Below are 16,021 nucleotides of genomic sequence, written 5' to 3'. Positions count from 1 at the left end.
TTTTCTTTTAACTGGCGTGCGATCAACCAGTTATTCAGGCAAAACGCCAAACACCAGCTATGATTATTCTGTCGGACGGCAAAAGAGAAGTTGCTTCTCCCTTACGTCCAACGATGCAGCAGCGCCGTTTGCTGCTGTTGCGCCCACGGTTGTGGGTGAGCTCACTGACAGAAGGAAGATATCGATGAATAAGACTAAGATTGCCCAAACGCTGATGGCGGTAATGGTTGGTTCCGCCCTGTTAAGCGGCAGCGCCCTGGCTGACGACTCAATGACGCAGAAAGCGCAGCAGAGTGCGGACAACGCCGGTGCGAAAATCAATAGTTCTATGAAAAAAGTCGATGGATTTATGGATGACAGCGCCGTCACCGCAAAAGCCAAAGCGGCTCTGGTGGATGACGAAGCGATAAAAAGTACGGATATCTCCGTGAAAACGCACGATGGCGTAGTGACTCTGAGCGGTTTTGTCGCCTCGCAGGATCAGGCTGAAAAAGCCGTCGCCGTGGTGAAAAACGTGGAAGGTGTGAAATCCGTCAGCGACAAACTGCACGTTAAAGACAGCAAATCACAAAGTTTGAAAGGATATGCCGGAGATGCGGCAACGACGAGCGAAATTAAAGCTAAACTGTTAGCCGATGACATCGTCCCGTCGCGTAACGTCAAGGTAGAAACCACCGACGGCGTTGTTCAGCTCTCAGGAACCGTCGCGACTAAAGCGCAGTCGGATCGCGCTGAAAGCATCGCGAAAGCCATTGAAGGCGTTAAAAGCGTTAAGAATGACCTGACCGTGAAGTCTTAACGTCGTGAGCGCGGCGTCCGCGTGACGCCGTACTGACAAAACAAAACCCAAAATGGGAAAGAAACGAGCAGTTCGATTTCACTAAGGTAAGGAGAGGCTTATGTTTCGTTGGGGTATTATTTTTCTGGTAATTGCACTGATCGCGGCGGCGTTAGGATTTGGCGGCCTCGCCGGTACGGCAGCATGGGCGGCTAAAGTTGTCTTCGTTGTTGGTATTATTCTGTTCCTCGTGAGCCTGTTTACCGGCCGCAAACGACCCTGACCGGTTGAGTCATTCTGATTTTTGCAATGAGCATGCATAAAGCGGAGACCAGCCAGCCGCCGCGCAGCGTAAAGGAAAACGCATCACGCGCGGCGGCAGCCGCCAGCTAGTCTGGCGGCGGGTCAGGAGACAACATGGCTGGTTCTCCGGGATGCTGCTGAATTCAAACGGATAAACGCAACAGCAGACCTCTGAACCCTTTCTGAGGAACAGAAGTGGGTATTCGGATCCCCGTTACGCTGGGCGCGATTGAGCCCTTAGCCCTTTCCCCCTTTAAAGCGCGTAAAATCGCTCTGGTCTGCGAAGGTGGCGGACAGCGCGGCATCTTTACTGCAGGCGTGCTGGACGAGTTCCAGCGGGCGAAATTCAATCCCTTCGATCTCTTTATCGGCACCTCGGCCGGGGCGCAAAATCTCTCTGCCTTTGTCTGCGGCCAGCAGGGCTACGCGCGTCGCGTTATCACGCGCTACACCACCAGCAAACTCTTTTTCGATCCGCTGCGCTTCGTGCGCGGCGGCAACCTGATCGATCTCGACTGGCTTATCGACGTGACGCGGCGCGAACTGCCGCTGTCGCTGGAGAGCGGCAAGCTGCTGTTCGACAGCGGACGCGAATTCTATATGTGCGCCTGCCGCAGCGACGACTATACGCCCGGCTATTTCGCGCCGACCAGCGCCAACTGGCACGATCTCATTAAAGCCTCCAGCGCCATTCCCGGCTTTTACCGGCTCGGGGTCGACCTGGAGGGCATCAGCTATCTTGACGGCGGCATCAGCGACGCCATTCCGGTGCGTGAGGCGGCGCGGCGCGGCGCGGATACCATCGTAGTGATCCGCACCGTGCCGTCGCAGATGTTTTATACGCCAAAATGGATGAAGCGCATGGAGCGCTGGCTGAGCGCCAGCGCGCTGCAGCCGATGATCAACATCCTGCATCATCACGAAGCGAGCTATCGCGAGATCCAGCAGTTTATCGAGCAGCCGCCGGACGACCTGCGTATCATTGAAATCTATCCGCCGCACGTGCTGGCGAGCATGGCGCTCGGCAGCCGCGTCGCGTCGCTGAATCAGGACTACCATCTGGGGCGGCGCTGCGGCCGCTACTTCCTGGCGACGCTGGGACAGTGGCTCAGCGACGCCGAGCCGTTCGTGCGCTATACCACCGTCACGCCGCTGGCGCCGGTCGCCAACGCGCCCGACAACCGGCCGATCATGACGCCGCCGGTCGCAGGCAACGACGCAGACTATGATGAAGGGTCGCTGGCATGAGATTTACCGACACCCACTGCCATTTCGATTTCCCGCCTTTTGTCGGCGATGAGGAAAAGAGTATCGCGCGCGCCGCCGAGGCGGGGGTCGAGCGCATTATCGTACCGGCGGTGGACGCCAGCCGCTTTGCGCGCATTGTGGCGCTGGCGGCGCAGCATCCCGCGCTTTACGCGGCGCTCGGCCTGCATCCCATCGCTATCGATCGGCATGAAGACGCGCATCTCGACCAGTTGGAGAGCTGGCTGCAGCAGCAGCCAGCAAAGCTTGCGGCGATAGGCGAGATCGGCCTCGACCTCTATATGGAGAACCCGCAGTTTGCGCGTCAGGAGTTTTTGCTCGACGCGCAGCTGCGGCTGGCGAAGCAGTACGAGCTGCCGGTGATCCTCCATTCGCGCCGCACCCACGACAAGCTGGCGCTGCATCTGCGCCGTCACGACCTGCCGCGCCGCGGCGTGGTGCACGGCTTCGCCGGCAGCCTGCAGCAGGCGCAGGCCTTTATCAAACTCGGCTACGCCATCGGCGTCGGCGGCACCATCACCTACGCGCGCGCCAGCAAAACCCGTAATACCCTGGCGCAGCTGCCGCTGGAGGCGCTGCTGCTTGAAACCGACGCGCCCGATATGCCGCTGCACGGCTTTCAGGGCGAGCCGAACCGGCCGGAGCGCGCCCGTCTGGTGTGGCAAACCTTGTGCGAGCTGCGCCCGGAGTCGCCGCAGGCGATCGCCGAGGCGCTGTGGCGCAACACGTGCGCGCTGTTCAACCTGCCTGCGTAATCTTCTCTCAATGTGATAATAGTAACATTGCGTCTCTCTGCGTTATAATAACGCCATCGCTTTCTGTTGCTGATAGCGGTGTGACGGATAACACATTCGCCAGCCGCTGGAATTGTTAGAATTATCACATTCAGCCGGCGCTTTCGCGCCTGTTTGTTATCTGGAGAACACTATGACTGACATTACCGCTGCGGCGCAGCGCGCGCTGCACCTGATGGACCTGACCACCCTGAACGAAGACGACACCGATGAAAAAGTGATCGCCCTCTGCCGCCAGGCGAAATCGCCTGCGGGCAACACCGCCGCTATCTGCATCTATCCGCGCTTTATTCCGGTGGCGCGCAAAGCGCTGCGCGAGCAGGGCACGCCAGAGATCCGCATCGCCACCGTGACCAACTTCCCGCACGGCAACGACGACATCGACATCGCGCTGGCGGAAACCCGCGCGGCTATCGCCTACGGCGCGGATGAAGTCGACGTGGTGTTTTCCTATCGCGCGCTGATCGCCGGCAACGCCCAGATCGGCTTCGATCTGGTGAAAGCCTGTAAAGAGGCGTGCGCTCAGGCTGACGTGCTGCTGAAGGTAATTATCGAAAGCGGCGAGCTGAAAGAGGAAGCGCTGATCCGCCAGGCCTCTGAGATCGCCATCGACGCAGGCGCGGACTTTATCAAAACCTCTACCGGCAAGGTGCCGGTCAACGCCACGCCGGAAGTGGCGCAGATCATGATGAGCGTGATCCGCGATAAAGGCGTGAAAGAGCAGGTCGGCTTTAAACCGGCCGGCGGCGTGCGCAGCGCGGAAGACGCGGCGCTCTACCTCAAGCTGGCGGACGACATCCTCGGCGAAGGCTGGGCCGACGCGCGCCACTTCCGCTTTGGCGCATCCAGCCTGTTAGCCAGCCTGCTGAACGCGCTGGGTCATCAGACCGCCAGCAGCAAAGCCGGCTACTGATTGCGTGACGGCGGCCGCTGGCCGCCATTCTCATCTCAACCCTGATCATGGGGGCGATTTTGTTTCTGCCGCAAGAAATTATCCGTAAGAAACGCGACGGCCAGGCGCTGAGTGAAGAGGAAATCCGCTTCTTTATCAACGGCGTGCGCGACAACAGCGTGTCGGAAGGCCAGATTGCCGCGCTGGCGATGACCATCTTTTTTCACGATATGTCGCTGCCGGAGCGCGTGGCGCTGACCATGGCGATGCGCGACTCCGGCACCGTGCTCAACTGGCGGTCGCTCAACCTCAACGGACCGGTGGTCGATAAACATTCGACGGGCGGCGTCGGCGACGTGACCTCGCTGATGCTGGGTCCGATGGTGGCCGCCTGCGGCGGCTATGTGCCGATGATCTCGGGGCGCGGCCTGGGCCATACCGGCGGCACGCTGGACAAGCTGGAGGCGATCCCCGGCTTCGACATCTTCCCGGACGACGATCGTTTTCGTCAGATCATCAAACAGGTCGGCGTGGCGATCATCGGCCAGACCAGCTCGCTGGCGCCGGCGGACAAGCGCTTCTACGCCACGCGCGATATCACCGCCACCGTGGACTCTATCCCGCTGATCACCGCCTCGATTCTGGCGAAAAAGCTGGCGGAAGGGCTGGACGCGCTGGTGATGGACGTCAAGGTCGGCTCCGGCGCCTTTATGCCCACCTTCGAGGCGTCGCACGATCTGGCGCAGGCGATTGTCGGCGTGGCGAACGGCGCGGGCTGCACCACCACCGCGCTGCTCACCGATATGAATCAGGTGCTCGCCTCCAGCGCGGGCAACGCGCTGGAAGTGCGCGAAGCGGTGCGCTTTCTCACTGGCGCAGAGCGCAACCCGCGCCTGCTGGAGGTGACCCTGGCGCTGTGCAGCGAGATGCTGATCTCCGGCAAACTGGCGGCCAGCGAAGAAGAGGCGCGCGGCAAGCTGCTGCAGGTGCTGGACAGCGGCCAGGCGGCGGAGGTGTTCGCGCGCATGGTCGCCGCGCAGGGCGGCCCGGTCGACTTTGTCGAGCGCCACGACGCTTATCTGCCCCAGCCGATGCTCAGCAAAGCGGTCTACGCCGATCGTCCCGGCATCGTCAGCAGCATGGACACGCGCGCGCTGGGGATGGCGGTGGTGGCGATGGGCGGCGGGCGTCAGCGCGCCAGCGACAGCATCGACTACAGCGTGGGCATGAGCGATATGATCACCCTGGGGGAACGCGCCGACGCGCAGCGCCCGCTGGCGATGGTGCACGCTAGCAGCGAGGCGAGCTGGCAGCAGGCGGCCGCAGCGGTGAAAGCGGCGGTGACGCTGAGCGACAGCGCGCCAGAGGCGACGCCGGTGGTTTATCGCCGGGTCACCGCCAGCGACGGCTGAGCCTAAACCGCGGATAATATGGCGCGGGCCGAACGGGCAGGGATGCCGTTTTTGCGTTTTGCGATCGAGCCCTGTTATCCGCGGCCGTATCTGACGTGACGAAGCCGCAAATCTGCGGCTTTATGCTGCCGTCAGGCAGCCATTCGGGTATACTGATCTGATCGCTTTTTTTTGACTTGTCACGCGCGCAGGCGCAGGAGACTTGCATGAAACGTGCTTTTATTATGGTGCTCGATTCCTTTGGGATCGGCTCAAGCAAAGACGCCGACAAATTCGGCGACGCAGGATCGGACACGCTGGGCCACATCGCCGAAGCGTGCTTTAACGGCGAAGCGGACAAAGGCCGTAAAGGCCCGCTGCATCTGCCGAACCTCACCGCGCTCGGCCTCGGCAAAGCCGCCGAGCTTTCCACCGGCCGCTTTCCGCTGGGCCTCGATCCCAATGCAGAGATCACCGGCGCCTACGCCTACGCCAGCGAAATCTCCTCCGGCAAAGACACTCCGTCCGGCCACTGGGAAATCGCCGGCGTGCCGGTGCTGTTCGACTGGGGCTACTTCAGCGACAAAGAGAACAGCTTTCCGCAGGAACTGCTCGACAAGCTGGTGGAACGCGCCGATCTGCCGGGCTATCTCGGCAACTGCCACTCTTCCGGCACGGTGATCCTCGACCAGCTGGGCGAAGAGCATATGAAAACCGGCAAGCCGATTTTCTACACCTCGGCGGACTCGGTGTTCCAAATCGCCTGTCACGAAGAGACTTTCGGCCTTGACCGCCTCTATGAACTGTGTGAAATCGCCCGTGAAGAGCTGACCGAAGGCGGCTACAATATCGGCCGCGTTATCGCGCGTCCGTTTGTCGGCGACAAAGCGGGCCACTTCGAGCGCACCGGCAACCGTCACGACCTGGCGGTGGAACCGCCTTCGCCGACCATGCTGAAAAAGCTGGTGGACGAAAAGGGCGGCGAAGTGATTTCAGTGGGTAAAATCGCTGACATCTACGCTCAGCAGGGCATCACGCAGAAGGTGAAAGCCACCGGCCTGGACGCGCTGTTCGACGCCACCATCGAGCAGATGAAACAGGCGCCCGACCAGTCGATCGTCTTTACCAACTTCGTCGATTTCGACTCCACCTGGGGTCACCGTCGCGACGTCGCCGGCTATGCGGGCGGGCTGGAGCTGTTCGATCGCCGTCTGCCGGAGCTGATGGCGCTGGTGAAAGAGGATGACATTCTGATCCTCACCGCCGACCACGGCTGCGACCCGACCTGGCAGGGCACCGAGCACACGCGCGAGCATATTCCGATTCTGATCTACGGCCCGAAAGTGAAACCCGGCTCGCTGGGCTACCGCGAGACCTTCGCGGACATCGGGCAGACGATCGCGCACTATTTTGGCCTGTCCGATATGGACTACGGCAAGAGCATGCTGTAAACAGAGCCGCTAAATTTAAAAAGGACAAATAACCATGGCAACTCCTCACATTAATGCAGAAATGGGCGACTTCGCCGACGTGGTACTGATGCCGGGCGACCCGCTGCGCGCAAAGCACATCGCGGAAACCTTTCTGGAAAACCCGGTTGAAGTGAACAACGTGCGCGGCATGCTGGGCTACACCGGCACCTATAAAGGCCGCAAAATCTCCGTGATGGGTCACGGCATGGGCATCCCGTCCTGCTCGATCTACACCAAAGAGCTGATCACCGATTTTGGCGTGAAGAAAATCATCCGCGTCGGCTCCTGCGGCGCGGTGCGCCCGGACGTGAAGCTGCGTGACATCGTGATCGGCATGGGTGCCTGCACCGACTCTAAAGTCAACCGCATGCGCTTTAAGGATCACGACTTCGCGGCGATCGCCGACTTCGATATGGTGCGCAACGCGGTTGACGCGGCCAAAGCGCTGGGCGTGGACGCGCGCGTCGGCAACATCTTCTCTGCCGATCTGTTCTATACCCCAGATCCGCAGATGTTCGACGTGATGGAGAAGTACGGCATCCTCGGCGTGGAGATGGAAGCGGCGGGCATTTACGGCGTGGCGGCGGAGTTTGGCGCGAAGGCGCTGACCATCTGCACCGTGTCGGACCATATCCGCACCCATGAGCAGACCACCTCTGCCGAGCGTCAGACCACCTTCAACGATATGATTAAGATCGCGCTGGAGTCGGTGCTGCTGGGCGACTAAGCCTGCGCCTGCCTGTTCCCCGTGCCGGTCGGCGCGGGGAACATCCTGTTACGTTCGTAACATTCTCACCAAATGACACACTTTTCTCGACTCCTGTGCATCTTCCCGCTGGTGCTGCTCTTTTAGCTGCCTATCATTAGCGCGACTACAAAAAATAACTCATCTGCCAATGCCGCCTAATGAATTTCCGCAATTTCGAAGCTGAAGAAAAGCTCTTCGCGCGCCGTGCGCTGGTCGCCTTCGCGCTGGTCGTGACCTGTTTCATTATTCTCGGCGTCAATCTCTATCGTCTGCAGGTGCGCGATCACGGCTACTACCAGACGCGATCTAACCAGAACGACATCAAAATGATCCCCATCGCGCCGACGCGCGGGCTGATCTACGATCGCAACGGCATTCCGCTGGTGCATAACGTCACCTGGTACGACATTATGCTCACGCCGTATAAAATCGACGATATGCAGGCGACGCTGAAGGCGCTGACGCCGATTGTCGATCTGACGCCGGAGGAGATCGACACCTTTACCCGCACCCTGAAGCAGAACAGCCGCTACAAGCCGGTGGTGCTGAAAGAGGAGCTGACCGACGAGCAGGTGGCGCGCTTCTCGGTCAACCAGTACCGCTTTACCGGCGTCAGCATCGACACCTATCAGGATCGCGAATACCCCTACGGCGCGGACCTGGCGCACGTGGTCGGCTACGTCTCTAAAATCAACGATAACGACTATAAGCGTCTCAACGCCGCCGGCATCGCCGAGAACTATGCCGCCGATCACAACATCGGCAAGCAGGGCATCGAGGGGTATTACGAGTCGCTGCTGCACGGCAAGCCGGGCTATCAGGAAGTGGAAGTGGACAACCACGGCCGCATCGTGCGCGTGCTGAAAGAGGTGCCGCCGGTGGCGGGTAAAAACATTACCCTGACCATCGATCTTCATTTACAGCAGTATGTTGAAAGCCTGCTGGCCGGGCAGCGCGCCGCGGTGCTGGTGGAGGATCCGCACGACGGCTCGGTGCTGGCGATGGTCTCCAGCCCCAGCTACGATCCCAATCCCTTCGTGAAGGGCATCAGCTACCAGGCCTACAAAACGCTGCTGCAGGACAAAAACCTGCCGCTGATCAACCGCGTCACCCAGGGACTCTATCCGCCCGCGTCGACGGTAAAACCCTATATGGCGATGTCGGCGCTGCTGACCGGGGTCATCACGCCGCAGACCAGCTTCTTCGGCGCGCCCACCTGGACGCTGCCGGGCACCGATCGCCGCTACCGCGACTGGAAAAAAAGCGGCCACGGCATGCTCGACGTCACCAAAGCGATTGAAGAGTCGGCCGACACCTTCTTTTATCAGGTGGCCTTTATGATGGGCATCGATCGTATTCACAGCATGCTCAGTCAGTTCGGCTATGGCAAATCGACCGGCATCGATCTTAACGAGGAGTACAACGGTCTGCTGCCAAGCCGCGACTGGAAGCTGAAAGTGCATAAAAAGGGGTGGTATCAGGGCGATACGGTGTCGGTAGGCATCGGCCAGGGCTACTGGATCGCCACGCCGATTCAGATGGTGAAGGCGATGGTGGCGCTGATCAACAACGGCAAGGTGATCGCGCCGCATCTGCTGGCGAAAGCCGAACGCGGCAAATCGGTGGAGATGTATCAGCCGTCGCTGCCTCAGCCGCAGATTGGCGACGCGCGTTCGCCTTACTGGGCGCTGGTGCGCCGGGCGATGTTCGGCATGGCGAATGCGCCGAACGGCACCGGCTATAAATATTTCCATACCGCGCCCTATGGCATTGCGGCCAAGAGCGGCACCTCGCAGGTGTTCAGCCTGAAGCAGAACCAGACCTACAACGCGAAGATGATCCCGGTGCGCCTGCGCGACCATATCTTCTATACCGCGTTTGCGCCCTTTAACGATCCGAAGGTGGCGGTGGCGCTGATTCTGGAGAACGGCGGCAACGAAGGGGTAACCGCCGCGCCGGTGATGCGCGAGATCCTCGATCATATCTTCCTGCCGCCGCCGAGCGAAGCGCCGGTCGAGACGGCGCATCAGCCTTAATCGCCGGGCAGAACAAGGCCTCAGTTAAACCAGCTGCCGGCCTTTTTCTCCCGCGCTTTGCCTTCGCTCTGCAGCAAATCGCGTCCGCCCTGCGACAGGTTGCGCGTCGCATCCGCTTCCGACTGGACCACGTCGGTGCGCGCGGCGCGCGATTTCAGATCCTGATCGATATACTCATCTTCGCGCGCCACCCGTGCTGCTTCACGCTTCAGCGCCAGCTTGCGCTGCTCCAGCTCCAGCTGGCGCAGCTCATCTTCATAGCTTTGATCGCGCTTCTTGTCGGCCTGATGCTCCGCCAGCACGCGCGATTTTTCCGCAGAGGCGGCGGCGTCGCGCTGACGCTGACGTTCCGCGCTGGCGGCGGCGATTCTGGCGCGTCGCGCGTGCTCTTCACGCGCCTCGCGGTCGAACCTCGCCTGACGCGCATCCTCCTGCGATTGCTCCTGCGCCTTGCCGGCGTTCTCGGCTGCCGCCACGGCGGCAAGCTGATCCTGCAACGACGCGGCTTCGGCGCTGAGCGTCGCCGTCAGGCTAAAGGTCACCAGCGAGAGAAAAGTGATAACAGATTTCACTTATCCTCCTCAGGCTTTCTTCGGACAGGCCGTGTTCGGCTGGATGCGCGTTTCGTTATTTTTGGTCGAGATCACCACGGCCAGACCCGAAGTAAAGTCGCAGGTGCGGCCCACCTGAGTGGAGGTAAAGACTTTGGTGCCCTCTTTGTAGGTCAGCGACACGCCGTCCACCAGGGTTTTATCGCTGACCAGCGAACCTGCCGCCGCGCCGACCGCGCCGCCGCCCACCGCGCCTGCGGTCGTGCCGAGGCCAGAACCGGTGCCGACGTTATGGCCGGCGACGCCGCCCGCCACGGCGCCAAGGATGGCGCCGAAGGTCTGCGCCGCTTGTTTATTACGCGTGTTATCCACCGCTACTTTGGCGGGCAGGATAGAGATGATATTAACGGTTTTGGTTTCTTGTTTGTTGTTGAGCTGCGTGGTGTCGTAGACGTTTGCCGCATAGCTGTCGGCGTTGCTCTGACAGCCCGTCAGGACCAGAGGGGAAAGAATACTTAACAGTAATAATGGTTTTGCCAGCGTCATCTCGAAAACTCCTTTTAAGAAAAGTCCGAATTAATAGCACGTCAAGCCGAGATGAAAAGTAGGCGCTACCAGAATTAGAAAAATAACTGATGTGATCGGCAAAATTTGTCTTAAGGCAGGAAAATAGCCAGCGCTAAATGCAATTCAGAAAGCGGATAAAATTGTCTTTAATCATGGTGTTGTATCAGAGGTCTTGAAGCCTCGCGCTATTGGGTTTCGAAATCATATTATTTAAGGCAAATTTCCTGATAATCCAGTTGAGCATTATTTATGTTTAAGGCGAATAGTTGTTCAGTGCTGGTTAATTGCATCGCTATGGCGATTAAAATAAATGCAAACCATTTTACTGGCGGCATCGACTGGTGATAACGCAGTCTGGGGTCGCTCAGGGGCGGGCGGTCCTCGCGCCGCTGACGCGGTTCCTTCACGTCATTCGCCTGCCTGACGGACCGGTGGGGATGGAACATCCCTGTTCCAGCCCCACCTTTCGCCCGCATCCCTGCGGGCTCTCCTGGCAGCCTCATTCTGTTCAGCGCTGCGAAAGGCCCGCCCCTGATCGGCCCCAGCCTGCTGGCCAGCTTCCGTGCGCGCGGCCCGGCAGCAGAGGAGGTGCTGTGGCCCGCACCAGCATGCCCACACGCGTAAATAAAAAGGCCGCCATTTAGAGAACATAGCGGCCTTACCTGAACATGAGCTTAACTGACAAGCATTAGGCACAATGCCGGCTTTTCTGGCTACTCCTGACTCAGGGCTTCGGTGACGTGGCTGATAGCACGCACCACTTCCGATGAGCTGTCGCGCAGCTCGCTGATAACGCCGCCCGCCTGTTGGGCCAGCACCACGCCGTGATCGGCGCGCTTCATATTGGATTCGATGCTTTTCAGCGCCTTCGACGCCAGCAGATGGTTCTGCTGCACCCGGCTCTCGATCTCGGTGGTGGCCTGGTTGATATTGGCCGCCAGCGTGCGCACCTCGTTCGCCACCACCGCGAAGCTGCGGCCGTGAGCGCCCGCGCGCGCCGCCTCCACCGCCGCGTTAAGCGCGATCAGGTTGGTCTGATCGGCGATGCGGCGAATGCTGGCGACAATCGCGCCGATGCGGTCTGAGGAGTCGCTGAGGTCGGAGATATCGTCGGAGATGCCGTGCAGCTCGCCCGCCAGCGCGTTGATGGTCTCTACGCTGTTTTCGATCACGCTGGCGCCGTGGCGGGTGCTTTCCCGAGTCTGCAACGCGGTCTGGTAGGCCTGCTGCGCGGCGTCGCGCTCCAGCTGGTTTTTCTCGACCTGCGCCGTGACGTCAGTGGCGAATTTCACCACTTTATACAGAATGCCCTCCTCATCAAAAACCGGGTTGTAGGTGGCGCGCAGCCAGATGGTGCGGCCCTGTTTATTCACCCGCTGGAACTGGCCGGAGATAAATTCGCCGCGGTTGAGCTTCTCCCAGAACGCTTTGTATTCGGCGCTCTGGCGCAGCTGTTCGGAACAGAAACGGCTGTGCGGCAGGCCGATGACCTCGTCGGCGCGATAGCCCATGGTTTTCAGAAAATTGGCGTTGGCCTTCAGCACTTCGCCTTTGAGGTTAAAGGCGATGACCGCCATCGATCGCTCAATGGCGGTGGTCATGGCGCGCTGCTCCTGGGCGTCGACGATGCGCGCGGTAATATCGGTGGCCAGCTTGACGATTTTCACCACGCGGCCGCTGCGATCCTGCACCGGCACGTAGTTTGCCTCCAGCCAGACCGGCCGGCTGTGTTTCGCCAGCCGCAGGAACTTGTCGCTGAAGCTTTCGCCGCGCTTCAGGCGCAGCCAGAAGTCGCGGTAGTGCGACGACTGCACGAAATCGGCGGTGCAAAACAGGCTGTGATGCTGGCCGACGACCTCGCTGAGCGCGTAGCCCATGCGGTCGAGAAACAGCGGGTTAGCGCCCAAAATAATCCCTTCCGGCGTGAACTCGATCATGGCGATAGCGTCGTTTAGCGAGCTAAGCGTGGCCGAGGAGTGCGTTTTATTTTGCCACGCAAGGCGTGACAAAAGACCTGATGAAATAGTAGAAAACATGGTGCACCTTATTATGGGTATGAAGTGTCACGATCGTTATCGGCACGGCTGATGAAAAAAACAGCGCGGCGGGCGGCGAATGCGGTTTTTTTTACCAGTTGGTCTGCGGGTTGCTATAAAACGCAGCAGTCAGTGACAATTTGATGAAAAGCGTTTGACGCTGTGAGGGCATTAAGGTTTAATGCGCCCCGTTGCCCGAATAGCTCAGTCGGTAGAGCAGGGGATTGAAAATCCCCGTGTCCCTGGTTCGATTCCGGGTTCGGGCACCACGAATTAAAGAACCCAGCCTTATGGCTGGGTTTTTGCTTTTGTGCGGAACCCGTCATCGAACCGGTTCGATAACCTCGCCGCGTCCTGCGGCTCGCCCTGCGGGTTTGCCGCGCAGGCGCGGCAAAGCAAAAATGCTCCCGGCATTTTTGTCCGGGTTCGGGCACCACGAATTAAAGAACCCAGCCTTATGGCTGGGTTCTTTAATTCGTGGTGCGCAAGCAAAATAATCAAAAACGCAAACGCCATTCCAAAAAAAGTGTCAGTCTCACTCTCTCATATCAAACAGATCAAGCCTTATGCGCACCCGGCAGCACCGCCGCCATCGCCAGCGCCAGCGCGGCAAAGCCCAGCAACGCCGCACCCGCGCCCAACCCTGCATAAAACGCGCCGAACAGCGCCGATCCTGCCACCTGACCAGCCGCCAGCATAAAAAACGCCACGCCGACGCCCGAGGCGGCTGAAGCAGGAGTCGCGGCTGCGCCGTAGACCAGCAGCACGCCGGAGAGCGTAACGTAGCCCGCGCCGCCCAGCGCCACGGCGGGAAACAGCCACCATGAAAAACCGTTCAGGCTCGCCAGTAGCAGCAGCGGCAGCGCCATCGCGACCTGCGACAGCCGATAAATCTGCGCCATGCTGAGCCAGCGCCGCGCCAGGCCGGTCAGCGCGCCGGCAATGCCCGCGCCGCCGCTGATCAGCCACAGCAGGCTACTGTCGCGCCCATCCAGATGAAGATAGTTACGCAAAATCTCCGGGCCGAAGCTCCACCAGGCCGCGCTGGCGGATCCGCTGATAAACGCCACGATCCCCAGTCGCAGCAGGGATCGTTGCCGTACCAGATCGCGCCAGCTAAGCCGATCTTTTTCTGTCACGCGCCGATCCTTTGGCAGATAGCGCCGGGCCGGCAGCAGGCAGATCAACGCCAGCAGCGCAAAGAGCACGCAGGCCGCGCGCCAGCCGCCTGGCAGCAGCATCAGCACCGGCACGGAGAGCATAATGCCCGCACTGGTGCCGGCGTTGATCGCGGTATTGGCGGGATCCTGCTGCGCAGGCGGCAGCGTGTCGCCGACCGCGCTGGCAACGGCAGGCGAGGCGACACCCGCGCTCAGCCCGGCGATAAACAGCCCGGCGGCAAGCATCAGCGGGGAAACGGCGCAGGCGAGCAGCAGCAGCCCGCCCGCGGCGCAGAGCGCGGCAAGGCAAGCCGAGGCGCTGGCGCCAAAGCGCGCCACCAGCCCAGGCGCGGCGGCGGTGGACATACAGTAGGAGAGATAGCTACAGGCGGTCAGGATGCCGGCAAGATGCACGCTAAACGGGATCTCCTCGCTCACCGCAGGCATCATCAGGCCCCAGGAAAAGCGCGCCAGCCCGTAGGTGACGGCAATCAGGGAAAAGCCGGTAACGCCCAGCGCCAGGGAAGATCTCATCGCGGCTTCTCCCACGACAGCAGCTGCGCGGCGGCTTCGCCCGCGTGCTTCGCCGCGTCCGGACCGAGCATCAGCGCCGAAATTACCGCGCCTTCAAACAGCATCCAGACCGCATTCGCCAGCCCCTCATCCGCCACGCAGTCGCCGATATAGCGGCGCAGCGCGTAGCGATAGTCGAGCGCATGCGCCGCCAGCATCGCGTCTTTCTCCGCATATTCGCCCCAGGCCTTAATAAAAAAGCAGCCCTGCGCGCCATACTGCTCTGTCCATGCGCCCAGCGTCTCGAACAGCCGCTGTAGCGCCTGCGGATGCTGCGCAGGCAGCAGGTCGCCGAAAAATCGCGCGCGCCGCGCCGCCATTACGCTGAGGGTCAGCGCCTCGCGCGAGGCAAAATGATGGTAGAGCGTGCGCGTCGAGACGCCCGCTTCCCGGCAAAGCTGGTCGGTGCTGGTGGCGTGAAAACCGTTGTTGTAGAACAGCCTCTCAGCCGCCTGCAAAATATCATCGCGTTTGTTCATCTGTTAAAAGTAAACCGATCGTTTTACTTTTGCGTAGTAGCGAGGCGATTTTTTTCTGACGACGTGAAAATTACTCCAGACAGCGCAAATAACGCCCGCCCGATCGCCTCACCACCTGCTTCGCCTCTTGCGTCACATCCTGACCTTCGAACGCGCCATAGAGCCGGGAAAAATCCAGCGCGTCGCAGCGGCGCAGAATGTCGCTCACCGTCGCAGCAGAGAGCGGCAGCATATTGGGATAGCTCCACATAAAAGAGACCGCGTCTTTGCCCGGCGCCGCCTGAATAATATCGCCCGCCAGCACCACGCCGCCGTTGGCTTTCCAGTGCAGCACGCAGCCGCCGGCGAAATGGCCGCCGAGCCGTACAATATCCACCTCGCGGTTGAGCGGCAGCACGTCGCCCTGCCAGAACTGAATGGCAGGACTGTCGCGCATTACCCACTGGCGATCGTCGGCGTGCAGATAGATCGGCGCATTGAACTCCGCCGCCCACGCCTGCATGGTGGTGTAGTAGTGCGGATGAGAAATGGCGATTGCGGAGAGGCCGCCGATCCCGTGGATCAGTGCCGCGGTGGCGGGATCGAGGTTGGCGATGCAGTCCCACAAAATATTGCCGCCGCCGCTGCGCAGTAAAAGGGCGCGCTGGCCGATGGCGAAAGCCGGCACGGTTTTTATGCTCAGCAGGCCCGCTTCAAGCTGCTGCCACTTATTCTGATGGCTGCGCGTCAGCGCGGCAAAATCGATCCACTGCTGGCCGGTGGCGGGCACCCACTGCCGTTCGTCCTCGCAGATTAAACAGCGTTGCGGCGAAGCCGCCTCGTAAGCGGTGCCGCAGGTGACGCAAAGTTTCATTTTTTATCGCCTTATCCAGGAAAGGTATTCTGACTATAGCGGGTGGCGACGCCCCGGCCGGTACAGCGGCTAAATATGACGCGCTGCCGTTGAGTGTGGCGGAAAGCACGCTTTAAACCAGA

Annotated in this window: 16 protein-coding genes and 1 tRNA gene; 10 read left to right on the top strand and 7 right to left on the bottom strand. The window is 60.4% G+C overall.

Features of this window, described 5'->3' with window-relative positions; translation table 11 throughout:
• Positions 1–184 precede the first annotated feature (184 nt).
• The 9 genes from osmY (at position 185) to mrdA (ending at position 9,680) form a co-directional block, all read left to right on the top strand.
• Positions 185–799 (top strand): molecular chaperone OsmY, encoded by a 615-nt coding sequence (osmY, locus tag B2J69_RS12885; RefSeq protein WP_081139747.1) that lies wholly within the window; start codon positions 185–187, stop codon positions 797–799.
• 100 nt (positions 800–899) lie between these two features.
• On the top strand, positions 900–1,061 hold the full coding sequence (locus B2J69_RS12880; RefSeq protein ID WP_065426276.1) for a DUF1328 domain-containing protein: 162 nt from the start codon (positions 900–902) through the stop codon (positions 1,059–1,061).
• Between the two features lie 215 nt (positions 1,062–1,276).
• The gene (locus B2J69_RS12875; RefSeq protein WP_081139745.1) at positions 1,277–2,329 is read left to right on the top strand and encodes a patatin-like phospholipase family protein; all 1,053 of its coding nucleotides are present in this window, start codon (positions 1,277–1,279) and stop codon (positions 2,327–2,329) included.
• Positions 2,326–3,102 carry a TatD family hydrolase gene (locus B2J69_RS12870; RefSeq protein ID WP_081139743.1) on the top strand — a complete coding sequence of 259 codons (777 nt, stop codon included), beginning with the start codon at positions 2,326–2,328 and terminating at the stop codon, positions 3,100–3,102. The genes B2J69_RS12875 and B2J69_RS12870 overlap by 4 nt, the downstream gene beginning before the upstream one ends.
• A gap of 172 nt (positions 3,103–3,274) precedes the next feature.
• Entirely contained in the window at positions 3,275–4,054 is a 780-nt protein-coding gene (gene deoC / locus B2J69_RS12865) for a deoxyribose-phosphate aldolase (protein WP_081139741.1), read from the top strand.
• A 59-nt stretch (positions 4,055–4,113) separates the two neighbouring features.
• Complete coding sequence (gene deoA / locus B2J69_RS12860; protein WP_081139739.1) at positions 4,114–5,445, top strand: thymidine phosphorylase; 1,332 nt, start codon at positions 4,114–4,116, stop codon at positions 5,443–5,445.
• Between the two features lie 206 nt (positions 5,446–5,651).
• The gene (gene deoB / locus B2J69_RS12855) at positions 5,652–6,875 is read left to right on the top strand and encodes a phosphopentomutase (protein ID WP_081139737.1); all 1,224 of its coding nucleotides are present in this window, start codon (positions 5,652–5,654) and stop codon (positions 6,873–6,875) included.
• A gap of 34 nt (positions 6,876–6,909) precedes the next feature.
• Positions 6,910–7,623: a purine-nucleoside phosphorylase gene (deoD, locus tag B2J69_RS12850; RefSeq protein WP_081139735.1), complete on the top strand. Its 714-nt coding sequence runs from the start codon at positions 6,910–6,912 to the stop codon at positions 7,621–7,623.
• Between the two features lie 179 nt (positions 7,624–7,802).
• Positions 7,803–9,680, top strand: coding sequence for a penicillin-binding protein 2 (gene mrdA / locus B2J69_RS12845; protein ID WP_081139734.1), 1,878 nt, complete (start codon positions 7,803–7,805; stop codon positions 9,678–9,680).
• A 20-nt stretch (positions 9,681–9,700) separates the two neighbouring features.
• Here the strand turns inward: mrdA and B2J69_RS12840 are convergent, their stop codons facing one another.
• The 4 genes from B2J69_RS12840 to B2J69_RS12825 all read right to left on the bottom strand — a co-directional run bounded on the left by B2J69_RS12840 (position 9,701) and on the right by B2J69_RS12825 (position 12,834).
• Entirely contained in the window at positions 9,701–10,252 is a 552-nt protein-coding gene (locus B2J69_RS12840; RefSeq protein WP_081139732.1) for a DUF5384 family protein, read from the bottom strand.
• 9 nt (positions 10,253–10,261) lie between these two features.
• Positions 10,262–10,777 (bottom strand): hypothetical protein, encoded by a 516-nt coding sequence (locus B2J69_RS12835; protein WP_081139730.1) that lies wholly within the window; start codon positions 10,775–10,777, stop codon positions 10,262–10,264.
• Positions 10,778–11,004: 227 nt separating this feature from the next.
• Positions 11,005–11,244, bottom strand: coding sequence for a hypothetical protein (locus B2J69_RS24090; protein ID WP_158083436.1), 240 nt, complete (start codon positions 11,242–11,244; stop codon positions 11,005–11,007).
• Between the two features lie 267 nt (positions 11,245–11,511).
• The gene (locus tag B2J69_RS12825) at positions 11,512–12,834 is read right to left on the bottom strand and encodes a methyl-accepting chemotaxis protein (protein ID WP_081139728.1); all 1,323 of its coding nucleotides are present in this window, start codon (positions 12,832–12,834) and stop codon (positions 11,512–11,514) included.
• A 193-nt stretch (positions 12,835–13,027) separates the two neighbouring features.
• Between B2J69_RS12825 and B2J69_RS12820 the strand changes: the two genes are divergently transcribed.
• Positions 13,028–13,103: transfer RNA gene (locus B2J69_RS12820), tRNA-Phe, on the top strand.
• A 288-nt stretch (positions 13,104–13,391) separates the two neighbouring features.
• Here B2J69_RS12820 and B2J69_RS12815 read toward each other — a convergent pair.
• The 3 genes from B2J69_RS12815 to B2J69_RS12805 all read right to left on the bottom strand — a co-directional run bounded on the left by B2J69_RS12815 (position 13,392) and on the right by B2J69_RS12805 (position 15,899).
• On the bottom strand, positions 13,392–14,528 hold the full coding sequence (locus B2J69_RS12815; protein ID WP_081139726.1) for an MFS transporter: 1,137 nt from the start codon (positions 14,526–14,528) through the stop codon (positions 13,392–13,394).
• A complete protein-coding gene (locus tag B2J69_RS12810) occupies positions 14,525–15,046 on the bottom strand; it encodes a TetR/AcrR family transcriptional regulator (RefSeq protein WP_081139724.1) in 522 nt (173 codons plus the stop codon). The genes B2J69_RS12815 and B2J69_RS12810 overlap by 4 nt, the downstream gene beginning before the upstream one ends.
• A 70-nt stretch (positions 15,047–15,116) precedes the next feature.
• Positions 15,117–15,899 (bottom strand): MBL fold metallo-hydrolase, encoded by a 783-nt coding sequence (locus B2J69_RS12805; RefSeq protein ID WP_081139722.1) that lies wholly within the window; start codon positions 15,897–15,899, stop codon positions 15,117–15,119.
• Positions 15,900–16,021 lie beyond the last annotated feature (122 nt).

It is taken from the genome of Pantoea latae, assembly GCF_002077695.1.
GTDB classification, from domain to species: domain Bacteria; phylum Pseudomonadota; class Gammaproteobacteria; order Enterobacterales; family Enterobacteriaceae; genus Pantoea; species Pantoea latae.
This window is presented reverse-complemented; position numbering and strand designations above follow the sequence as displayed.

What these genes read in the sequence shown, in the direction of transcription:
- B2J69_RS12825 (WP_081139728.1), bottom strand. Translation starts at nt 12,834, where the DNA reads ATGTTTTCTACTATTTCATCAGGTCTTTTGTCACGCCTTGCGTGGCAA.
- B2J69_RS24090 (WP_158083436.1), bottom strand. Translation starts at nt 11,244, where the DNA reads ATGTTCCATCCCCACCGGTCCGTCAGGCAGGCGAATGACGTGAAGGAA.
- osmY (WP_081139747.1), top strand. Translation starts at nt 185, where the DNA reads ATGAATAAGACTAAGATTGCCCAAACGCTGATGGCGGTAATGGTTGGT.
- B2J69_RS12880 (WP_065426276.1), top strand. Translation starts at nt 900, where the DNA reads ATGTTTCGTTGGGGTATTATTTTTCTGGTAATTGCACTGATCGCGGCG.
- B2J69_RS12815 (WP_081139726.1), bottom strand. Translation starts at nt 14,528, where the DNA reads ATGAGATCTTCCCTGGCGCTGGGCGTTACCGGCTTTTCCCTGATTGCC.
- B2J69_RS12810 (WP_081139724.1), bottom strand. Translation starts at nt 15,046, where the DNA reads ATGAACAAACGCGATGATATTTTGCAGGCGGCTGAGAGGCTGTTCTAC.
- deoC (WP_081139741.1), top strand. Translation starts at nt 3,275, where the DNA reads ATGACTGACATTACCGCTGCGGCGCAGCGCGCGCTGCACCTGATGGAC.
- deoB (WP_081139737.1), top strand. Translation starts at nt 5,652, where the DNA reads ATGAAACGTGCTTTTATTATGGTGCTCGATTCCTTTGGGATCGGCTCA.
- B2J69_RS12835 (WP_081139730.1), bottom strand. Translation starts at nt 10,777, where the DNA reads ATGACGCTGGCAAAACCATTATTACTGTTAAGTATTCTTTCCCCTCTG.
- B2J69_RS12870 (WP_081139743.1), top strand. Translation starts at nt 2,326, where the DNA reads ATGAGATTTACCGACACCCACTGCCATTTCGATTTCCCGCCTTTTGTC.
- mrdA (WP_081139734.1), top strand. Translation starts at nt 7,803, where the DNA reads ATGAATTTCCGCAATTTCGAAGCTGAAGAAAAGCTCTTCGCGCGCCGT.
- deoD (WP_081139735.1), top strand. Translation starts at nt 6,910, where the DNA reads ATGGCAACTCCTCACATTAATGCAGAAATGGGCGACTTCGCCGACGTG.
- B2J69_RS12805 (WP_081139722.1), bottom strand. Translation starts at nt 15,899, where the DNA reads ATGAAACTTTGCGTCACCTGCGGCACCGCTTACGAGGCGGCTTCGCCG.